Source organism: Actinomyces massiliensis 4401292 (assembly GCF_000269805.1).
GTDB lineage: Bacteria > Actinomycetota > Actinomycetes > Actinomycetales > Actinomycetaceae > Actinomyces > Actinomyces massiliensis.
In genome coordinates this window covers 480,705-495,511 of sequence record NZ_JH711483.1, presented here as the reverse complement: position 1 = coordinate 495,511, position 14,807 = coordinate 480,705, and the positions used below count along the sequence as shown (strand labels likewise).

General features: G+C 69.7%; 11 protein-coding genes. 5 read left to right on the top strand and 6 right to left on the bottom strand.

The features are described 5' to 3' along the window. Positions 1 to 28: 28 nt before the first annotated feature. The 4 genes from W5W_RS0113800 to W5W_RS15125 all read right to left on the bottom strand — a co-directional run bounded on the left by W5W_RS0113800 (position 29) and on the right by W5W_RS15125 (position 4,808). Positions 29 to 1,687, bottom strand: coding sequence for a cell division protein PerM (locus W5W_RS0113800; RefSeq protein ID WP_154650360.1), 1,659 nt, complete (start codon positions 1,685 to 1,687; stop codon positions 29 to 31). Next, positions 1,684 to 2,634, bottom strand: coding sequence for a succinate--CoA ligase subunit alpha (gene sucD, locus W5W_RS0113795; RefSeq protein ID WP_017195825.1), 951 nt, complete (start codon positions 2,632 to 2,634; stop codon positions 1,684 to 1,686). The genes W5W_RS0113800 and sucD overlap by 4 nt, the downstream gene beginning before the upstream one ends. A gap of 3 nt (positions 2,635 to 2,637) precedes the next feature. After that, positions 2,638 to 3,867 (bottom strand): ADP-forming succinate--CoA ligase subunit beta, encoded by a 1,230-nt coding sequence (gene sucC, locus W5W_RS0113790; RefSeq protein ID WP_017195824.1) that lies wholly within the window; start codon positions 3,865 to 3,867, stop codon positions 2,638 to 2,640. 428 nt (positions 3,868 to 4,295) lie between these two features. Beyond that, complete coding sequence (locus W5W_RS15125; protein WP_017195823.1) at positions 4,296 to 4,808, bottom strand: MarR family winged helix-turn-helix transcriptional regulator; 513 nt, start codon at positions 4,806 to 4,808, stop codon at positions 4,296 to 4,298. 73 nt (positions 4,809 to 4,881) lie between these two features. Here W5W_RS15125 and W5W_RS0113780 point away from each other — a divergent pair, with 73 nt between their 5' ends. From W5W_RS0113780 to W5W_RS0113770, 3 genes are all read left to right on the top strand, one after another. After that, on the top strand, positions 4,882 to 5,250 hold the full coding sequence (locus W5W_RS0113780) for a VOC family protein (protein WP_017195822.1): 369 nt from the start codon (positions 4,882 to 4,884) through the stop codon (positions 5,248 to 5,250). A 183-nt stretch (positions 5,251 to 5,433) separates the two neighbouring features. Further along, positions 5,434 to 5,739, top strand: a complete 306-nt coding sequence (locus tag W5W_RS0113775) for a DUF2316 family protein (RefSeq protein WP_008733021.1) — start codon at positions 5,434 to 5,436, stop codon at positions 5,737 to 5,739. A gap of 274 nt (positions 5,740 to 6,013) precedes the next feature. Next, positions 6,014 to 8,341: a 6-phosphofructokinase gene (locus tag W5W_RS0113770; protein ID WP_008733017.1), complete on the top strand. Its 2,328-nt coding sequence runs from the start codon at positions 6,014 to 6,016 to the stop codon at positions 8,339 to 8,341. Between the two features lie 180 nt (positions 8,342 to 8,521). On the opposite strand, the gene W5W_RS0113765 is transcribed toward W5W_RS0113770, so the two are convergent. Both W5W_RS0113765 and W5W_RS0113760 read right to left on the bottom strand, forming a co-directional pair. Further along, positions 8,522 to 10,561 (bottom strand): ABC transporter ATP-binding protein, encoded by a 2,040-nt coding sequence (locus W5W_RS0113765; protein WP_017195821.1) that lies wholly within the window; start codon positions 10,559 to 10,561, stop codon positions 8,522 to 8,524. Continuing rightward, complete coding sequence (locus tag W5W_RS0113760; RefSeq protein ID WP_017195820.1) at positions 10,558 to 12,291, bottom strand: ABC transporter ATP-binding protein; 1,734 nt, start codon at positions 12,289 to 12,291, stop codon at positions 10,558 to 10,560. Before W5W_RS0113760 ends, W5W_RS0113765 begins: the two co-directional genes overlap by 4 nt. A 273-nt stretch (positions 12,292 to 12,564) precedes the next feature. Here W5W_RS0113760 and W5W_RS0113755 point away from each other — a divergent pair, with 273 nt between their 5' ends. Both W5W_RS0113755 and W5W_RS0113750 read left to right on the top strand, forming a co-directional pair. Then, positions 12,565 to 13,878, top strand: coding sequence for a chloride channel protein (locus W5W_RS0113755; RefSeq protein WP_050980401.1), 1,314 nt, complete (start codon positions 12,565 to 12,567; stop codon positions 13,876 to 13,878). Between the two features lie 132 nt (positions 13,879 to 14,010). Next, entirely contained in the window at positions 14,011 to 14,769 is a 759-nt protein-coding gene (locus W5W_RS0113750) for a CPBP family intramembrane glutamic endopeptidase (RefSeq protein ID WP_017195818.1), read from the top strand. Positions 14,770 to 14,807: the final 38 nt, after the last annotated feature.

Genomic DNA, 14,807 nt, shown 5'->3' with positions numbered 1-14,807 from the left:
GGAGTTGACGGGAGTTGTTGGGGTTGCTTCAGTCCTCGCCCTCGGCCCCGGAATCGGCGCTTTCCGAGGTCTGCGCGGCCCGCTCGCGCCAACCGGCGAAAGGGCTCCGCCCGGAGGCAGTGCGTTTGACAGCGGGGGTCCTCCCGGGTTCGGGCGCGGTTGCCGGCTCGGCGCTCTCGCGGCGGGGCGCCGATCGCCCCACCGCCGCGGTCTCATCCCGGTCCGACGGCGCAGTCGCCGCCCGCGTCCGGCGCTGTGGAGCGGCGTCCGCCGGCGCCGTGCGACCGCGCTCCTCGGGTGCGGCCGGCTCGGCGCCCCCGCCCTCGTCCGGATTGCCGCGAGCCCGGCGCGCCTCGTCGGTGGAGGCGCGCCGTCCCTGAGCCGCCTTGGCAGCGGCTCCCAGACGGTCGCGCATGCTCTGGGCAGAGGCGCTGGAGGCATCAGCGGTCGCCGCCAGTCCACGAGTGGTCAACCGACGAGTGGTGGGATGGGTCAGAACCGCCACGACGATGAATCCGATCCCGACCTCCAGGGCGATGAAGACGCACAGGTACGCCGAGTACGGGCCGACCTCGGCCATTCTGCCGGGGCCGATCGGCCCGGACGCCCCCAGGGACAGGATCAGGCAGCCGAGCGTGATGATGATGGTTGCGGCGACGGCGGCCAGGAGAGACTCCAGGAGCTCCAACTCGATGAGCTCACGGCGCCGGTGCCAGGCGGCCCCCACGGCGACCAGCGTGATGACCATGGGCAGGTAGACGCCCGCAGTCCCCAGGGGCGCGGTGGGCAGCAGCCCCAGCAGCGGCATGGAGGGAACGGCATCGGCCATCACGACGTCCGGAGAGAAAAGGCTGCCCGTTCCCACTGTGAAGCCGGGGCCGGCCAGCCACGACAGTGCCCATACGAGCATGGTCGGAACCCATCCGGCTTGCAGCAGGACCAGCCCGAGAGATGCCGTGATCCCGCCGGCGGACAGCGCATCATGAAGGCGTCCGACGCGTCCGGCGCCCATGACGACGGCGACCAGGGCGACGACGGCGACCAGTCCCGCCATGGCGAGGGCTGTACCGCGCACCAGGGCGAGAGCCGGATCCGCCCACCGCGGACGGCGCGCCCACCAGCGCTCCACGCCCGGCATGCCCCGATCGCGATGCTGAAGGTGACCGAAGACGATGAGCGCCGTCAGCGCTCCGAGCCCCAGTACCGCCGTCCACATGCGTGAACCGGCCGGGCCCGAGGCGACGACGATGACGGCCCCGATCGCCATCGCGGTCAGAACGGTCCACACGCCCGACAGCGGGCGCGCCAGTCGTGAGCGGCGCACCGACCATCGGATGATGAGCGCCTGAAGGATCGTCAGTCCCAGCAGCGGCAGGCCGACGGCGCCATCGGAGCTCGAGGCGCTCCCCCACACCCCGCCCAGTCCTAGGCCCCACAGGCCGGTGCCGGCGCGCAGAGCGGTGCCCGCGGACAGCGCTGCGGCGGCGTCCATGGAGGAGGTGGAGGCGAAGACGGCGAGCGTGGGAACGACGACGAGCAGCCAGCCCGCCAGTACCGATTCGATGCCTGTGCGCACGGCGAAGGGCCAGTCGGCGGGCACCACACGGCGAAGCCCGCCTGCACGGGTGAGTTCATCGGCGTCCGAGACCACTCGGCCCCGTCGCGCCTGACCGTCCCCCGCGCTCACATCTGCCCCGCCGCGCCGGCGACCTCTCGGTGCAGCTCACGGGCGAGAGCCGCGGTCTCATTGGGCGTGCGCCCCACATGCACGCCCGCAGCCTCCAGAGCTGCCTTCTTGGCCTGGGCGGTTCCGGAGGACCCGGAGACGATGGCGCCGGCATGCCCCATGGTCTTGCCCTCCGGGGCGGTGAAACCGGCGACGTAGGCGACCACGGGCTTGGTCATGGAGGACTGGATGTAGGCGGCGGCGCGCTCCTCGGCGTCTCCCCCGATCTCACCGATCATGACGACCAGCTCAGTGTCGGGATCCGCCTCGAAGGCCGCCAGAGCATCAATGTGGGTCGTGCCGATCACGGGATCGCCGCCGATGCCGATGCACGTGGTGAATCCGAGATCGCGCATCTCGTGCATGAGCTGATAGGTCAGCGTGCCTGATTTCGAAACCAGACCGATGGGTCCGGGACCGGTGATGTCGGGCGGAGTGATGCCCACGTTGGACTTGGCCGGAGAGATGATCCCCGGACAGTTCGGGCCGATGATCTGCGCACCGTGCTCGGCGGCGTAGGCGCGGGCCCAGGTCGCATCGGCCACGGGGATGCCCTCGGTGATGATGACGATGAGGCGCATGTCCGCGTCCACGGCCTCCACCACGGCGTCCTTGGCGAAGGCGGGCGGCACGAAGACGACGCTGACCTCGGCGCCGGTCGCCTCCTTGGCCTCGGCCACGGTGCCGTGGACCGGGACCTTGACGGTGCCGGCGGTGACGCCGAGGGATTCGGCGCCCGGACCGAGGGGCGCCACGTCGAAGGCCACGGCGGTGCCGGCCTTGCGCGGGTTGACTCCGGCGACGACCTTCGTGCCGGCGCACAGCATGCGCCGAGTGTGCTTGCGGCCCTCGGAGCCGGTCATGCCCTGGACGATGACGCGGTCATTCTCGGTGAGGAAGATGCTCATGGCTCAGGCTCCCTGCCTGTCGGTGTCATAGGCGCCGTGGGCGTTCTGGGCGTTCTGGGCGCTGTGGGCGATTTCGGTGACGACATCGGCGGCGCCGTCCATGGTCTCGACGATGGTGACGCCCGGCAGAGCCGCCTCGGCGAGGATCCGGCGCGCCGGCTCGGCGTTGTTGCCGTCCAGACGCACGACGATGGGCTTGTCGAAGTCCTCCAGGGAGCCGACGGCGGTGACGATCCCCTGGGCGACGGTGTCGCAGGAGGTGATGCCGCCGAAGACGTTGACGAGAATCGCGCGCACCTGCGGATCCGAGGCGACGGTCTCCAGACCGGTGGCCATGACCTGTGCGGACGAGCCGCCGCCCAGATCCAGGAAGTTGGCCGGTCGCATGCCGCCATGACGCTCGCCGGCCCCGGCGACCACGTCGAGGGTGGACATCACCAGTCCGGCCCCGTTGCCGAGCACACCGACTTCACCGGTCAGGCGGACATAGTTCAAGCCGACCTCTTTGGCGCGGGCCTCGAGAGGGTCGACATCCGCCGTGTCCTTGAGAGCGGCGTGCTCGGGGTGACGGAACGCCGCGTTGTCATCGAGCGTGACCTTGCCGTCCAGGGCCAGGACGGTGCCGTCGGTGGTGAGCACGAGGGGGTTGACCTCCACGAGGGTGGCGTCCTCGGCGGTGAAGACCTCCCACAGCCGTGTGATCACCTCGGCGATCCGGTCGGCGGTGGAGCCGGGCTCGAAGCCCGCAGCCTCGACGATGCTCGCAGCGACATCGCCGCTCAGGCCGATCAGGGGGGCGATGGCGACCCGGGCGAGCGCCTCGGGGCGCTCCTTGGCGAGAGTCTCGATATCCATGCCGCCCTCGCGCGAGCACATGGCGAGGTAGCGACGCTCAGCGCGGTCCAGGAGGATGGAGAAGTAGAATTCGGAGTCGATCTCGGCGCCGTCGGCGATCAGGACGGTGCGCACCGTGTGCCCCTTGATGTCCATGCCGAGGATCTCGGAGGCGCGCTGCTCGGCCTCGGCCTCACTGCGCGCGAGCTTGACGCCGCCGGCCTTGCCGCGCCCGCCGGTCTTGACCTGGGCCTTGACGACGACCAGTGACGAGCCGGCATTGAACAGCTCCGCAGCCACTTCACGGGCCTGGGCGGGGGTGGTGGCAATCGCACCGCCGAGCACGGGCACCCCGTGATCGCGGAAAAGCTCCCGCGCCTGGTACTCGTACAGATCCATGCGCTCGTCCTCTCGGGATCGTTCTCCAGCCGCTCATGACGGTTCGCCGGCAATTCTGGCAGTTCTGGCAGTTCTGCCGACCAGGGCCGACCGCCAGCGCCTCCACGGCTGAGCCTAACGTCCCAGCGCGCCGCCGCGCGCAATCCCGGCGGACCTGCGCGTCGGAGGTAGTGGGCCCACGCGTCGGACGTACGCGCCGTCCACCCGCCGAGATCGGTCGTACTCCGCACCGAGATCGGTCCGGTTCCGCGTCGAGATCGGTCCAGTTCCGCGTCGAGATCGGTCCGGTTCCGCGTCGAGATCGGTCCGGTTCCGCGTCGAGATCGGTTCACTTCATGCAGAGATTCAGCGAATCAGCGACATGGCAGCATCGGGATTCCGCCGAGGCTACAGTTCCCGGGAGCTCCTGATGGTCGCCGTCCGACCCCTCACTGCAGGGCATCGGCGCATTGGGACAGCGCCCGACGCAGCGCCTCGCACTGGTCGTCGGTGAGACCGGCGACCATGCGCCGCTCGATGGCCCCAACACAGCGCTCGGCACGACGGAGAAGCCGCTCCCCCTCGGAGGTCAGCGCAGCCGGCAGCGCCCGCCCGCTCGGCGCACTGCTGGCACGCGCCACCAGCCCCCGCTGCGTGAGGCCTCGGAGCAGTGCGTTCATGCTCTGACGAGTCACGAATGCTCCGCGAGCGAGGTCGGAGTTCGAGGCGCCCGGGTGACGGCTCAGCAGCTCCAGACACGCGTACTGCGGAGCAGTCAGCCCCATGGGCCGCAGGGCCTCATCCATCTGCGTCCGCAATGCCGACTGCGCTCGTTTGAGCTGGTAGCCGACCAGAGCGCCGAGGTCGCCGACGGCCTCGGCGCTACCGGGACTGCCGGGAATGTCTGGGCTGCCGGAACCGCCGGGCTCGCCGGAGCCGGGGCGGCGATCATCTTGCGACATGTCAGTATGATGACATACGGTCGCACATGTCAGGATCCTGACATGCAAGAACGAACGAGACAAGAGGAATCCCATGACAGTCTCCGGCCCTGATTTCATCGCCCTGCAGGTCCGCGATCTGGGCAGGTCGGCGCAGTTCTACGAGTCGCAGCTCAAGCTGCGCAGACTCCCCGCCGCACCTCCTGGCGCGGTTGTCTTCGACACCGCCCCCATTCCCTTCGCGGTGCGCGAGCCGCTTCCCGGTGTCGAGCTCGACGCCGGGGGACAGCCCGGACTGGGAGTGGCACTGTGGATGCACTGCGACGCCGTAGCCGAACTGCACGAATCCTTGAGCGAAGCGGGGGTCACCGTACTGCGGGCCCCGGAGCCCGGCCCCTTCGGCCTCACCTTCACCTTCGCCGATCCCGACGGCTACGCGATCACCGTTCACGACAAGTCCTGACGCCCGATCCCGCCTCGCCACACCCCATCGTCCTCGAGTGCCGCCCATCGGCCCATGCCGGCCCATGCCGGCCTATGCCGGTATACGTCGACCTACGCGGCTCCGCGTCGGCCTCCGCCGATCCACATGGACGGCACTCGAGGACGCAGGCGACCAGGCAGTATCACGAGTAGCATCAGCATCATGAGCCTGAACCGCCGCGAACGCGAAACCACCGCTCGCGAGCTCGACAACAATCTCGCCCTGACCGGCCTCACCCGGGCGCAGGTGCGAGAACGTACCGGTCTGCCTCCGGAACGGTTCCAGGCCGCACTCGAGGTCAACGCGGTGATGGACCCGGCCGACGTGTGGCTCGTGCGCGACACCATCGAGGACGCCGTGCGCGAGGAGGGCAAGACCCCACTGCCCTACTCCAAGCTCACCGATAGCATGCGCCGAGCAGCGGCAGCATGGTTCGGCTACCGCCAGGGAGACGGCCCGCGGCTCTAGGGCTCCGACTCTAGGGCAGTTCGAGGACTCCAGAACACACTTTCGCGCGTGCACGCGCTTTTCTCCACTCGCTCCGCGTCCCAGAGGCGGTTGCGAGAAAAGCACACTCATGAGGCCGACCGCCGTCGATGCCGAGGCAGGCCGAACCCGCCTCACCCCCTCCCCGAAACCACCCGCCTCACCGCAAGAAGCGCCGTCGTCCACGTGACGCAGACCCCACTGGCGGGAGACAATGAGGGCACCGGACCAGCCGGACCACGAGAGAGGGACATCGATGACCGCCGCGCCCGCCAACGCCCCTACTGACGCACCGGTGAGGATCGGTGTCCTGACGTCCGGCGGTGACGCGCAGGGGATGAACGCCGCCGTGCGCGCCGTCGTCCGGGCAGCCCTGCGCATGGGCGCCCAGCCCTACGCCGTCATGGAGGGGTGGGCCGGCGCCGTCGCCGGAGGCGACAGCATCCGCCCGCTCAACTGGGACTCGGTCGGCTCGATCCTCCACCGCGGCGGCACGGTCATCGGCACCGCCCGCTCCGCGGAGTTCCGCGAGCGCGACGGGCAGCTGGCCGCCGCCCGCAACCTCCTGGAGCACGACATCGACCGTCTTGTCGTCATCGGCGGAGACGGCTCGCTCACCGGCACCGACGCATTCCGCACGAACTGGCCCGGACTCGTCGCCGAGCTGGCCGAGCGCGGCGAGATCTCGCCCGAGAAGGCCGCCGCCCACCCCGCGCTCATGGTGACCGGCCTGGTCGGGAGCATCGACAACGACCTCGTCGGCGCCGACATGACCATCGGCACGGACTCCGCCCTGCATCGCATCCTCGAGGCGATCGACGACATCTCCTCGACCGCCGCCTCCCACCAGCGCACCTTCATCATCGAGGTCATGGGACGGCACTGCGGCTACCTCGCGCTCATGGCCGCCGTCGCCGGAGGGTGCGACTACGTGCTGGTGCCCGAGCTCCCGCCCGCCGGCGGCTGGGAGGAGGACATGTGCCGCAAACTCGCCAAGGGCCGTGAGGCCGGGCGCCGCGAGTCCATGGTCGTCGTCGCCGAGGGCGCCACCGACCGATCCGGCAACCCCATCTCCGCCGACGACGTCAAGCGCGTCCTGTCCGAACGGCTGGGCGAGGACGCCCGCGTCACGATCCTCGGCCATGTTCAGCGCGGTGGTAAGCCGAGCGCCTACGACCGGTGGATGTCGACGCTGCTTGGCTGCGCGGCCGCCCACGAGGCGGTCACCGCCACCCCGGAGTCCGAGCCGGTCATCATCGCCGAGCGACACAACCGCATCAGCCGTCTGCCCATGATGGAGCAGATCCGCGCCACCCGCGCCGTCAAAGACCTCGTCGCCAGCGGGGACTACGAGGGGGCGGTGGCCGCCCGCGGCGCGAGCTTCGGGGAGATGCTGCGGATCTTCGAGACCATGTCCACTCCCCCCGAGCTCGACCCCGACGCCGCCTCGGACCAGTCGCCGAGCGCGGAGTCCAAGCGGGTCGCCATCATCCACGCGGGCGGTCTCGCCCCCGGCATGAACACGGCGGCGCGAGCGGCAGTGCGCCTCGGCCTGGATCACGACTTCACCATGCTCGGGGTCTACGGGGGCTTCCCCGGCCTCCTGGACGGCGACGTGCGAGAGCTGAGCTGGGACGACGTCGAGGGCTGGGTGGGCGACGGCGGCGCCGAGCTGGGCACGCGGCGCGAAATCCCCACCATCGAGCAACTCTACTCGTTGGGACGCGCCATCGAATCCCACCGAATCGACGCCCTGCTCATCATCGGCGGGTTCAACGCCTACTTGTCCGCATACGAGCTGGTCTCGGAGCGGGACCGCTACCCCGCCTTCAAGATCCCGATCATCTGCGTGCCCGCCTCGATCGACAACAACCTGCCGGGCAGCGAGCTGAGCATCGGAGCGGACACCGCCCTGAACAACGCCGTGGGTGCGCTGGACTCGATCAAGCAGTCGGCGGCCGCCTCCCACCGCTGCTTCGTGGCCGAGTCGATGGGCCGCAAGTGCGGATACCTCGCCCTCATGAGCGGTATCGCCACCGGCGCCGAGCGCGTCTACCTCAACGAGGACGGCCTCACACTGGCCCAATTGGCCCAGGATTCAGCGCGCATGGTGGACTCCTTCCGCTCGGGCCGCCAGCTCTACCTGGTGATCCGCAACGAGCGGGCGAGCAAGAACTACACCCTGGATGTGCTCGCCAAGATCTTCTCCCAGGAGGGGCACGGCCTGTACGACGTGCGCCATGCGGCGATCGGCCACCTGCAGCAGGGCGGGGACCCGTCCGCCTTCGACCGCATCATGGCCACCAAGCTCGTAGCCCACGCCCTGGATCTGCTTGCGGAGCAGCTGGAGGCGGGCACCTACCACTCCAGCTATGTGGGCCTGACGGGCGGACGGATCTCCCACCACCGGCTGGAGCGCATGAACGACGAACTGGACCTGGCTTCGCGCAGGCCCCTCCATCAGTGGTGGATGGGGCTGCGCGAGGCCATCAGCCTGGTCAGCCAGAACAGCGGCGTCATCCCCATGGAGGACATCCCCGACTTCGGCGCGGCGGTGAGCGCCGCAGCGGCGCCCTCCGAGTGACGCGATAGCTACGCCCATGACGCTTACCTGCGCTTACCCGCGCTCACTACGCTCCTTCCCCCTTGAGCACGCTCCTCTTCCCCATCCAGTAAGGATCAAAGAGGCGTAGTAAGTAGCAAGCGGAGTAAGCAGAGCAAGCAGCACAGCCCGGCTGCTATTCAGCGAGTCAGCGAGTCAGCTTCAGTCCGGCGCACTCTCGTTCTCAGCCAGAGCGCGGGCGAACTGCGCGGCATGAAGGCGCGCATAGGTGCCGCCGCGCTCCAACAGCTCTGCATGGCTGCCCTGCTCGACGATGTCGCCACGCTCCATGACCAGGATCGTGTCCGCGTCGCGGATGGTGGACAGACGGTGGGCGATGACGAAGCTCGTGCGGCCACGCCGCAACGCCCCCATGGCCCGCTGCACCAGGAGCTCGGTTCGCGTGTCAACCGAACTGGTGGCCTCGTCCAGGATGAGGACGGCGGGATCCGCGATGAAGGCCCTGGCGATGGTGAGCAGCTGACGCTCGCCGGCCGAGATATTGGCGGCCTCCTCCTCCAGGACCGTCTCGTAGCCCTCGGGCAGCGCCCGCACGGTGTGGTCGACGTAGCAGGCGCGCGCGGCCGCCTCCACCTCCTCGTCCGAGGCGCCGGGACGCCCGTAGCGGATGTTCTCGCGTATCGTGCCCTGGAAGAGCCACGGGTCCTGCAGCACCATGCCGGTGCGCGCCCGCACGTCGCGCCTGCGCATGGCGGAAATGTCCACGCCGTCGAGGGTGATGCGACCGCCATCGACGTCGTAGAAGCGCATGAGGAGGTTGACCAGGGTGGTCTTGCCGGCCCCCGTGGGCCCCACGATGGCGACAGTCTGGCCGGGCTCGACGCGCAGCGACAGGTCGCGGATGAGCTCGACGTCGGGGTCGTAGGAGAAGCGGACGCGGTCCATCTCGATCACTCCGCCGTGCGCGGGCCTCGGTGCCTCCTGGGGCGCCGAGCCCGCATCATTGACGTCATCGGGGCGCTCCTCCTCGGCGTCGAGAAGCTCGAAGACCCGCTCGGCGCTGGCCGTGCCGGACTGGACGGCGGTGGCCATCCCGCCGAGCTCCCCCAGGGGCTGGGAGAACTGCTGGGAGTACTGGATGAACGCCTGCACGTCGCCCAGGCGCAGGCTGCCGCCCGCGACCATGAACCCGCCGAGGACCGCGATCACGACATAGGCCAGATTCCCGATGACCTGCATGATCGGCATCATGAGGCCGGACAGGAACTGGGCGCGCAGGCCGGCGCGGTAGAGCTCCTCGTTCTCGGCGTCGAACCTCTCGCGCGAGTCCCGCATACGACCGTAGGTGCGCACCAGGGCGTGACCGGAGAAGGACTCCTCGACACGCACGTTCAAACGCCCGGTCTTGGCCCACTGCACGGTGAAGGCCTTCTGGGAGCGCGGCCCGATGACACCGAACATGACGGCCATGAGCGGCAGGATGACCAGCGCCGCCAGGGTCAGCTTCCACGAGATCGACAGCATCATGGCCACCACCCCGAGCACGGTCAGAATGGCCCTCAGCGCGCCGGACAGCGACTGCTGAAGCGTGTTGGTGATGTTGTCGATGTCGTTGGTGACGCGGCTGAGCAGTTCGCCGCGCTGGACGCGGTCGAAGTAGGACAGCGGCAAGTGGTGGATCTTGGCCTCGACGTCTGCGCGCAGCCGGAGCATCGCCCTGATCGTGATGCGGTTGAGGATGAAGCCCTCGAGCCAGGACAGCACGGCCGAACCGATGTAGACCGCCAGGGCGAGCAGCAGGACCCGGCCCAGAGCGCCGTAATCGATGCCCGCGCCGGGCAGGAGATCCATGGCGCGGACCATGTCCGCCATCTCGCCGTGGCCCGAGGCGATCAGGCTCTCGATCGCCTGCTCCTTGGTCGCGCCCGCCGGCAGGCGGGAGCTGATGGCGCCCTCGAAGACGATGTTGGTGGCACGGCCCAGGACTTTGGGGGCGATCACGGCCAGCACGACGGAGACGACGGACGCGAGCCCCGCCACCGCGAGTTGGATCCTGAAGGGAGCCAGAAGTGCGAGCATGCGGGTGAAGGAGGGCCAGAAGGCATTGGCCTTGCCCGGAGGCGGTCCGGCGCTCCAGTCGTCAGAGGAGGCTTGGGCGCTGGCCGCCAGCGCGAGATCCTCCTCGCTGAGCTCATCGACGCCGGCAGGAGTGGTGGGGGCGGCGGAATCAGCAGTACTCATGCGGCGGCCTCGCTTCCGAGCTGGGAGGTGACGATCTCTCGGTAGGTCCTGCTGGTGTCCAGCAGCTCGTCGTGCGTGCCCTTGGCCGCGAGCCTGCCCTCATCCAGGACGAGGATGAGATCGGCGTCGGTGATCGTCGAGACGCGCTGGGCGACGATGATCTTGGTGATCCCCGTCGTGGCCGGGCGCAGGGCCGCACGCAGACGGGAATCGGTGGCGACGTCCAGGGCGGAGAAGGAGTCGTCGAAGACGAGCACCGCCGGGCGGCGTACGAGGGCGCGGGCGATGGCCAGGCGCTGGCGCTGCCCGCCGGAGACGTTCGTACCGCCCTGGGCGATGGGCGCCTCGAGCCCGCCATCCATCTCGGTCACGAAGTCGCGCGCCTGGGCGATCTCAAGGGCCTCCCACAGCTCCTCATCGGTGGCCTCCTCGCGCCCAAGACGCAGATTGGAGGCGACAGTGCCGGCGAAGAGGAAGGGCTTCTGCGGCACCAACCCCAGCTGGGCCCACAGGGCCTCGGGCTCGGCACGGCGCACATCCGTGCCGCCGACCAGCACCCGGCCGTCGGAGGCATCCAGGAGCCGGGGAAGGAGATTGACCAGGGTCGTCTTGCCCGAACCGGTCGAGCCGACGACGGCGACCGTCTGCCCGGGACCGGCGGTGAAGGAGATCCCTGTCAGGACGGGCTCCTCGGCGCCGGGGTAGGTGAAGGCGACGTCGCGCATCTCCACGGTGCCCGGCCGGGGGAAGTCCGAGACGGCGTCGGAGGCCACGGTCAGGGAGGGATCGGTGGCGAGGACCTCGCTGATGCGCTCGGCGCATACGGCGGCGCGCGGGATGCTCATGGTCATGAAGCTGGCCATGACGATGCCCATGAGAATCTGCAGCAGGTAGCTCATGAAGGCGACGAGCGTGCCGACCTCCACCTGGCCCGCCCCCACCTGATGGCCGCCGAACCAGACGACGCCGGTCATGGTCACGTCCAGCACCAGGATGGTCGCCGGGAACAGGAAGACGAACAGCTGGCCGACTCTCTCCCCCACCCGGGAGATGTCCCGATTGGCCTCCTCGAAGCGCTCGGTCTCCGCCTGCTCGCGCACGAAGGCGCGCACGACGCGGATCCCGGTCAGCTGCTCGCGCAGCACGCGGTTGATGGTGTCCAGGCGCTCCTGGAAAGAGCGGAACAGCGGAACCATGCGCCGCACGGTCGAGCCCACGACCAGGAGGATCACGGGCGCGGCCACCGCGATGAGCCAGGACAGGGAGGGGGCGTGAGTCACCGCCATGACGACGCCGCCGACGGCGAGCAGCGGCGCGGTCACCAGCATGGTGCAGCTCATGAGCACGAGCATCTGGACCTGTTGAACGTCGTTGGTGGTACGGGTGATCAGGGAGCCCGCCCCGAAGACGGAGACCTCCCGCTCGGAGAAGTCTCCGACCCGCCGGAAGATGAGAGCGCGCAGATCGCGTCCCATGCCCAGCGCCGAGCGGGCCGCCAGCCAGGTGGCCCCGATGGTGCCCGCGCCCTGGAGCACGGAGACGCCGAGCATGAGGGCGCCGATGCGCCAGATATAGCCGGTATCGCCTTGCGCGAGACCGGTGTCGATGATTCTGGCATTGAGGTTCGGCAGGTAGAGGGAGGCCATCACCTGCACGATCTGCAGGATGAGGACCCCCGCCAGCAGGGTCCGGTAGGGGCGCAGATGGGTGCGCAGAAGACTGACGAGCATGGGACTTCCGAGGTTGAGGGAGCAACGGCGGGGCCGTGATCGGACCGAGTCCACCAGCCCGACTGATGAGGCCCGACGGCGGGCCCCGCATACGACCGCAGTACCGCGGGGACGCGCTGAATACTAGTCCCTGACGCCGTGCGAGGGTGCAAGGGCCCGCTGATTCGAGCAGCCTTGGCCGTCTTGGCAGCCTTGGCATCCTTGGGCCTCGGCGCTACCGCCTGGGGCCGATGCAGGAGCGCCGCGAGGCGGTCTCGTCATATCGTCTCCCCGATGACACCCCCACCCCCTCCTTCGCCGCGCGGCCGCGCGGGTCGGACGGCTCGCCTTGTGATCGCCGTCGTGCTGGCGGGCACGGCGGCCGGGCTGATCGGCATCGCCATGGCCTACCTTCTCGAGGGTTTCGAGTGGCTCTTCTACGGGATCGCTGAGGGGACGCTGCCTGAGCGGGTCGAGGCCGCTCCGCCGTGGCGTCGCGTGCTCGCACCCGCCCTCGGCGGTGCTGCGGCGGGGGCGCTGTGGTGGTGGGAGCGGGCCACCGGCGGTGTGGTCGGCGTTGAGGACGCCGTGGCGGACGGCTCAGGAACCGCGGCGGCGCGAATGGGGCTGACGCGTCCCTTCGCCGACGGCGCGCTGCAGGTCCTCGTCGTGGGCGCCGGCAACTCCGTGGGTCGTGAAGGGGCGCCGCGCCTCATGTCGGGCGCCGTCGCCGCCCGGCTGGCGCGGTGGTTGGGGTTGGAGGCCGGCACCACGACCCTGCTCGTCGCCGCGGCGGCAGGAGCCGGTCTGGCAGCGATGTACAACGTGCCGTTGGGCGGGGCGGCGTTCGCCGTCGAGATCACCCTGACGGCGGGGGCGCGGCGCCGCGGGGTGTGGCTGGCGCTGCCGGTGAGTGCGATCGCGACGGTCGTCTCGTGGCTGCACTCCCGCGGCCTGCCGACCTTCGAGGTGACGGTGAGCGGGCCAACGGCCGCCACAGTGCTGACGGCGCTGGCGATGGCGCCGGGGCTCATGGCGCTCGGCGTGGGCGCACGCAGACTGTGGGGCTGGTTCAAGGCACACAGGCTCCCGAACAGCTGGGCACTCCCGCCGGGCATCGCTGCGGCGGGCCTGCTCACGGGCGCGGCGTCGCTGTGGCTGCCCGTCCTGCCGGGCAATGGTCGGGACGCCCTGGAGGCGGCGCTGGCATCGCCGACGACGGGGGCGGCGCTGGTGGCGCTGGGCGGCGTCATGGTGCTCAAGCCGGTACTGACCGGGCTGACGCTGGGAGCGGGGGCCACGGGCGGGCTGCTGGCGCCGTCCTTCGCCCTGGGCGGCAGCGCGGGGGCCGCGGCGGCGGGACTGGCGGGTCTGGCGGGCTGGGACGCGAGCGTGCCGGCGCTCGCACTGGTGGGAGCGGGGGCGGTCCTGGCCATGACCCAGCGCGCTCCCGTGTTCGGCACGCTCTTCGTGTGGGAGCTCGTGCGGCCCGGGCTGTGGGTGCTGGCGCTCATGGCGGTGGTCGCGGCGGGCTGCTGGTGGCTGACCTCCTCTTCTTTTTCCTCTTTCGCCGAGATCGGTCGTTCTCCGCGCCGAGATCGGTCGTAACCCGCACCGAGATCGGTACATCTCCGGCTCGAGATCGGTCCGATTCCGCATCGAGACGCGGCGAAAGCTGATCCGATCGCCCTATAATGACGCGGCTCACACAATCACCCACCCCTTTGAGAGCCCCGTCCCATGCCCCGTCGCCACCTGAGAATCATCTGCTTCCTTCTCGCCCTGCTGGTCCCAGTGGCCATGACGGGGCTGGCCCTGGTGGGCGGCCCGTGGCAGCTCATGCTCCTGCTCCATCCGGGCGCGCTCGCCTACTGGCGCCTTGTGGAGCGCCGGCCGTTCCGCGCCCTGCTCTACTCCGACGGGCCGTGGGGTCCATGGGCGCTCCTTGGACTGGGCGCAGCAGCGCCGGCGGTCGGCACCGTCCTCATTCACATGCAGTCCAGGCCCGACGTCGGAGCCGCGATCGCGGACGCCGCGCCCTCAAAACTGCTCATCACCACACTCGTGGCGATCCTCATAGGCGGCTGCCTCAACGCGATTCCCGAGGAGATCACCCTGCGGCGCATCATCCTCACTCCGCTCCAGGAGCGTCGGGGCGCCGGGATCGCCGTCGGGGTCACAGCGCTGATGTTCGCCGCCATGCACCTGCCCACCTGGATCAGCTCAGAGGTTCCTGCTCAGGTCTACGCCTTCCAGGTTCCCGACAAGCTGCTGTTCGGCCTAGTGGCGGGATGGTCCGTGGTACGACTGCGATCCCTGTTCTTCGCCCTGGGCATGCACCTGGGAGGCAACCTCGTCGCCGTCTTCCTGGACACGCTCGCCCCGGATGACGGCTGGACGTCCCTGACATGGGGCAGCGCCATCCTGACCGGAGCCGAGTTCACCCTGTGCGCACTGCTCGTGGCGCACCTGGGAAAGCGACGCATCAGCGCAACGTGATCGTCTGACCGTCCGGTTCTCCCGCGCGCTGTCCGACG

Coding starts and splice junctions, on each gene's coding strand:
- sucD (WP_017195825.1), bottom strand. CDS start 2,634: ATGAGCATCTTCCTCACCGAGAATGACCGCGTCATCGTCCAGGGCATG.
- sucC (WP_017195824.1), bottom strand. CDS start 3,867: ATGGATCTGTACGAGTACCAGGCGCGGGAGCTTTTCCGCGATCACGGG.
- W5W_RS15125 (WP_017195823.1), bottom strand. CDS start 4,808: ATGTCGCAAGATGATCGCCGCCCCGGCTCCGGCGAGCCCGGCGGTTCC.
- W5W_RS0113780 (WP_017195822.1), top strand. CDS start 4,882: ATGACAGTCTCCGGCCCTGATTTCATCGCCCTGCAGGTCCGCGATCTG.
- W5W_RS0113775 (WP_008733021.1), top strand. CDS start 5,434: ATGAGCCTGAACCGCCGCGAACGCGAAACCACCGCTCGCGAGCTCGAC.
- W5W_RS0113770 (WP_008733017.1), top strand. CDS start 6,014: ATGACCGCCGCGCCCGCCAACGCCCCTACTGACGCACCGGTGAGGATC.
- W5W_RS0113765 (WP_017195821.1), bottom strand. CDS start 10,561: ATGAGTACTGCTGATTCCGCCGCCCCCACCACTCCTGCCGGCGTCGAT.
- W5W_RS0113760 (WP_017195820.1), bottom strand. CDS start 12,291: ATGCTCGTCAGTCTTCTGCGCACCCATCTGCGCCCCTACCGGACCCTG.
- W5W_RS0113755 (WP_050980401.1), top strand. CDS start 12,565: ATGACACCCCCACCCCCTCCTTCGCCGCGCGGCCGCGCGGGTCGGACG.
- W5W_RS0113750 (WP_017195818.1), top strand. CDS start 14,011: ATGCCCCGTCGCCACCTGAGAATCATCTGCTTCCTTCTCGCCCTGCTG.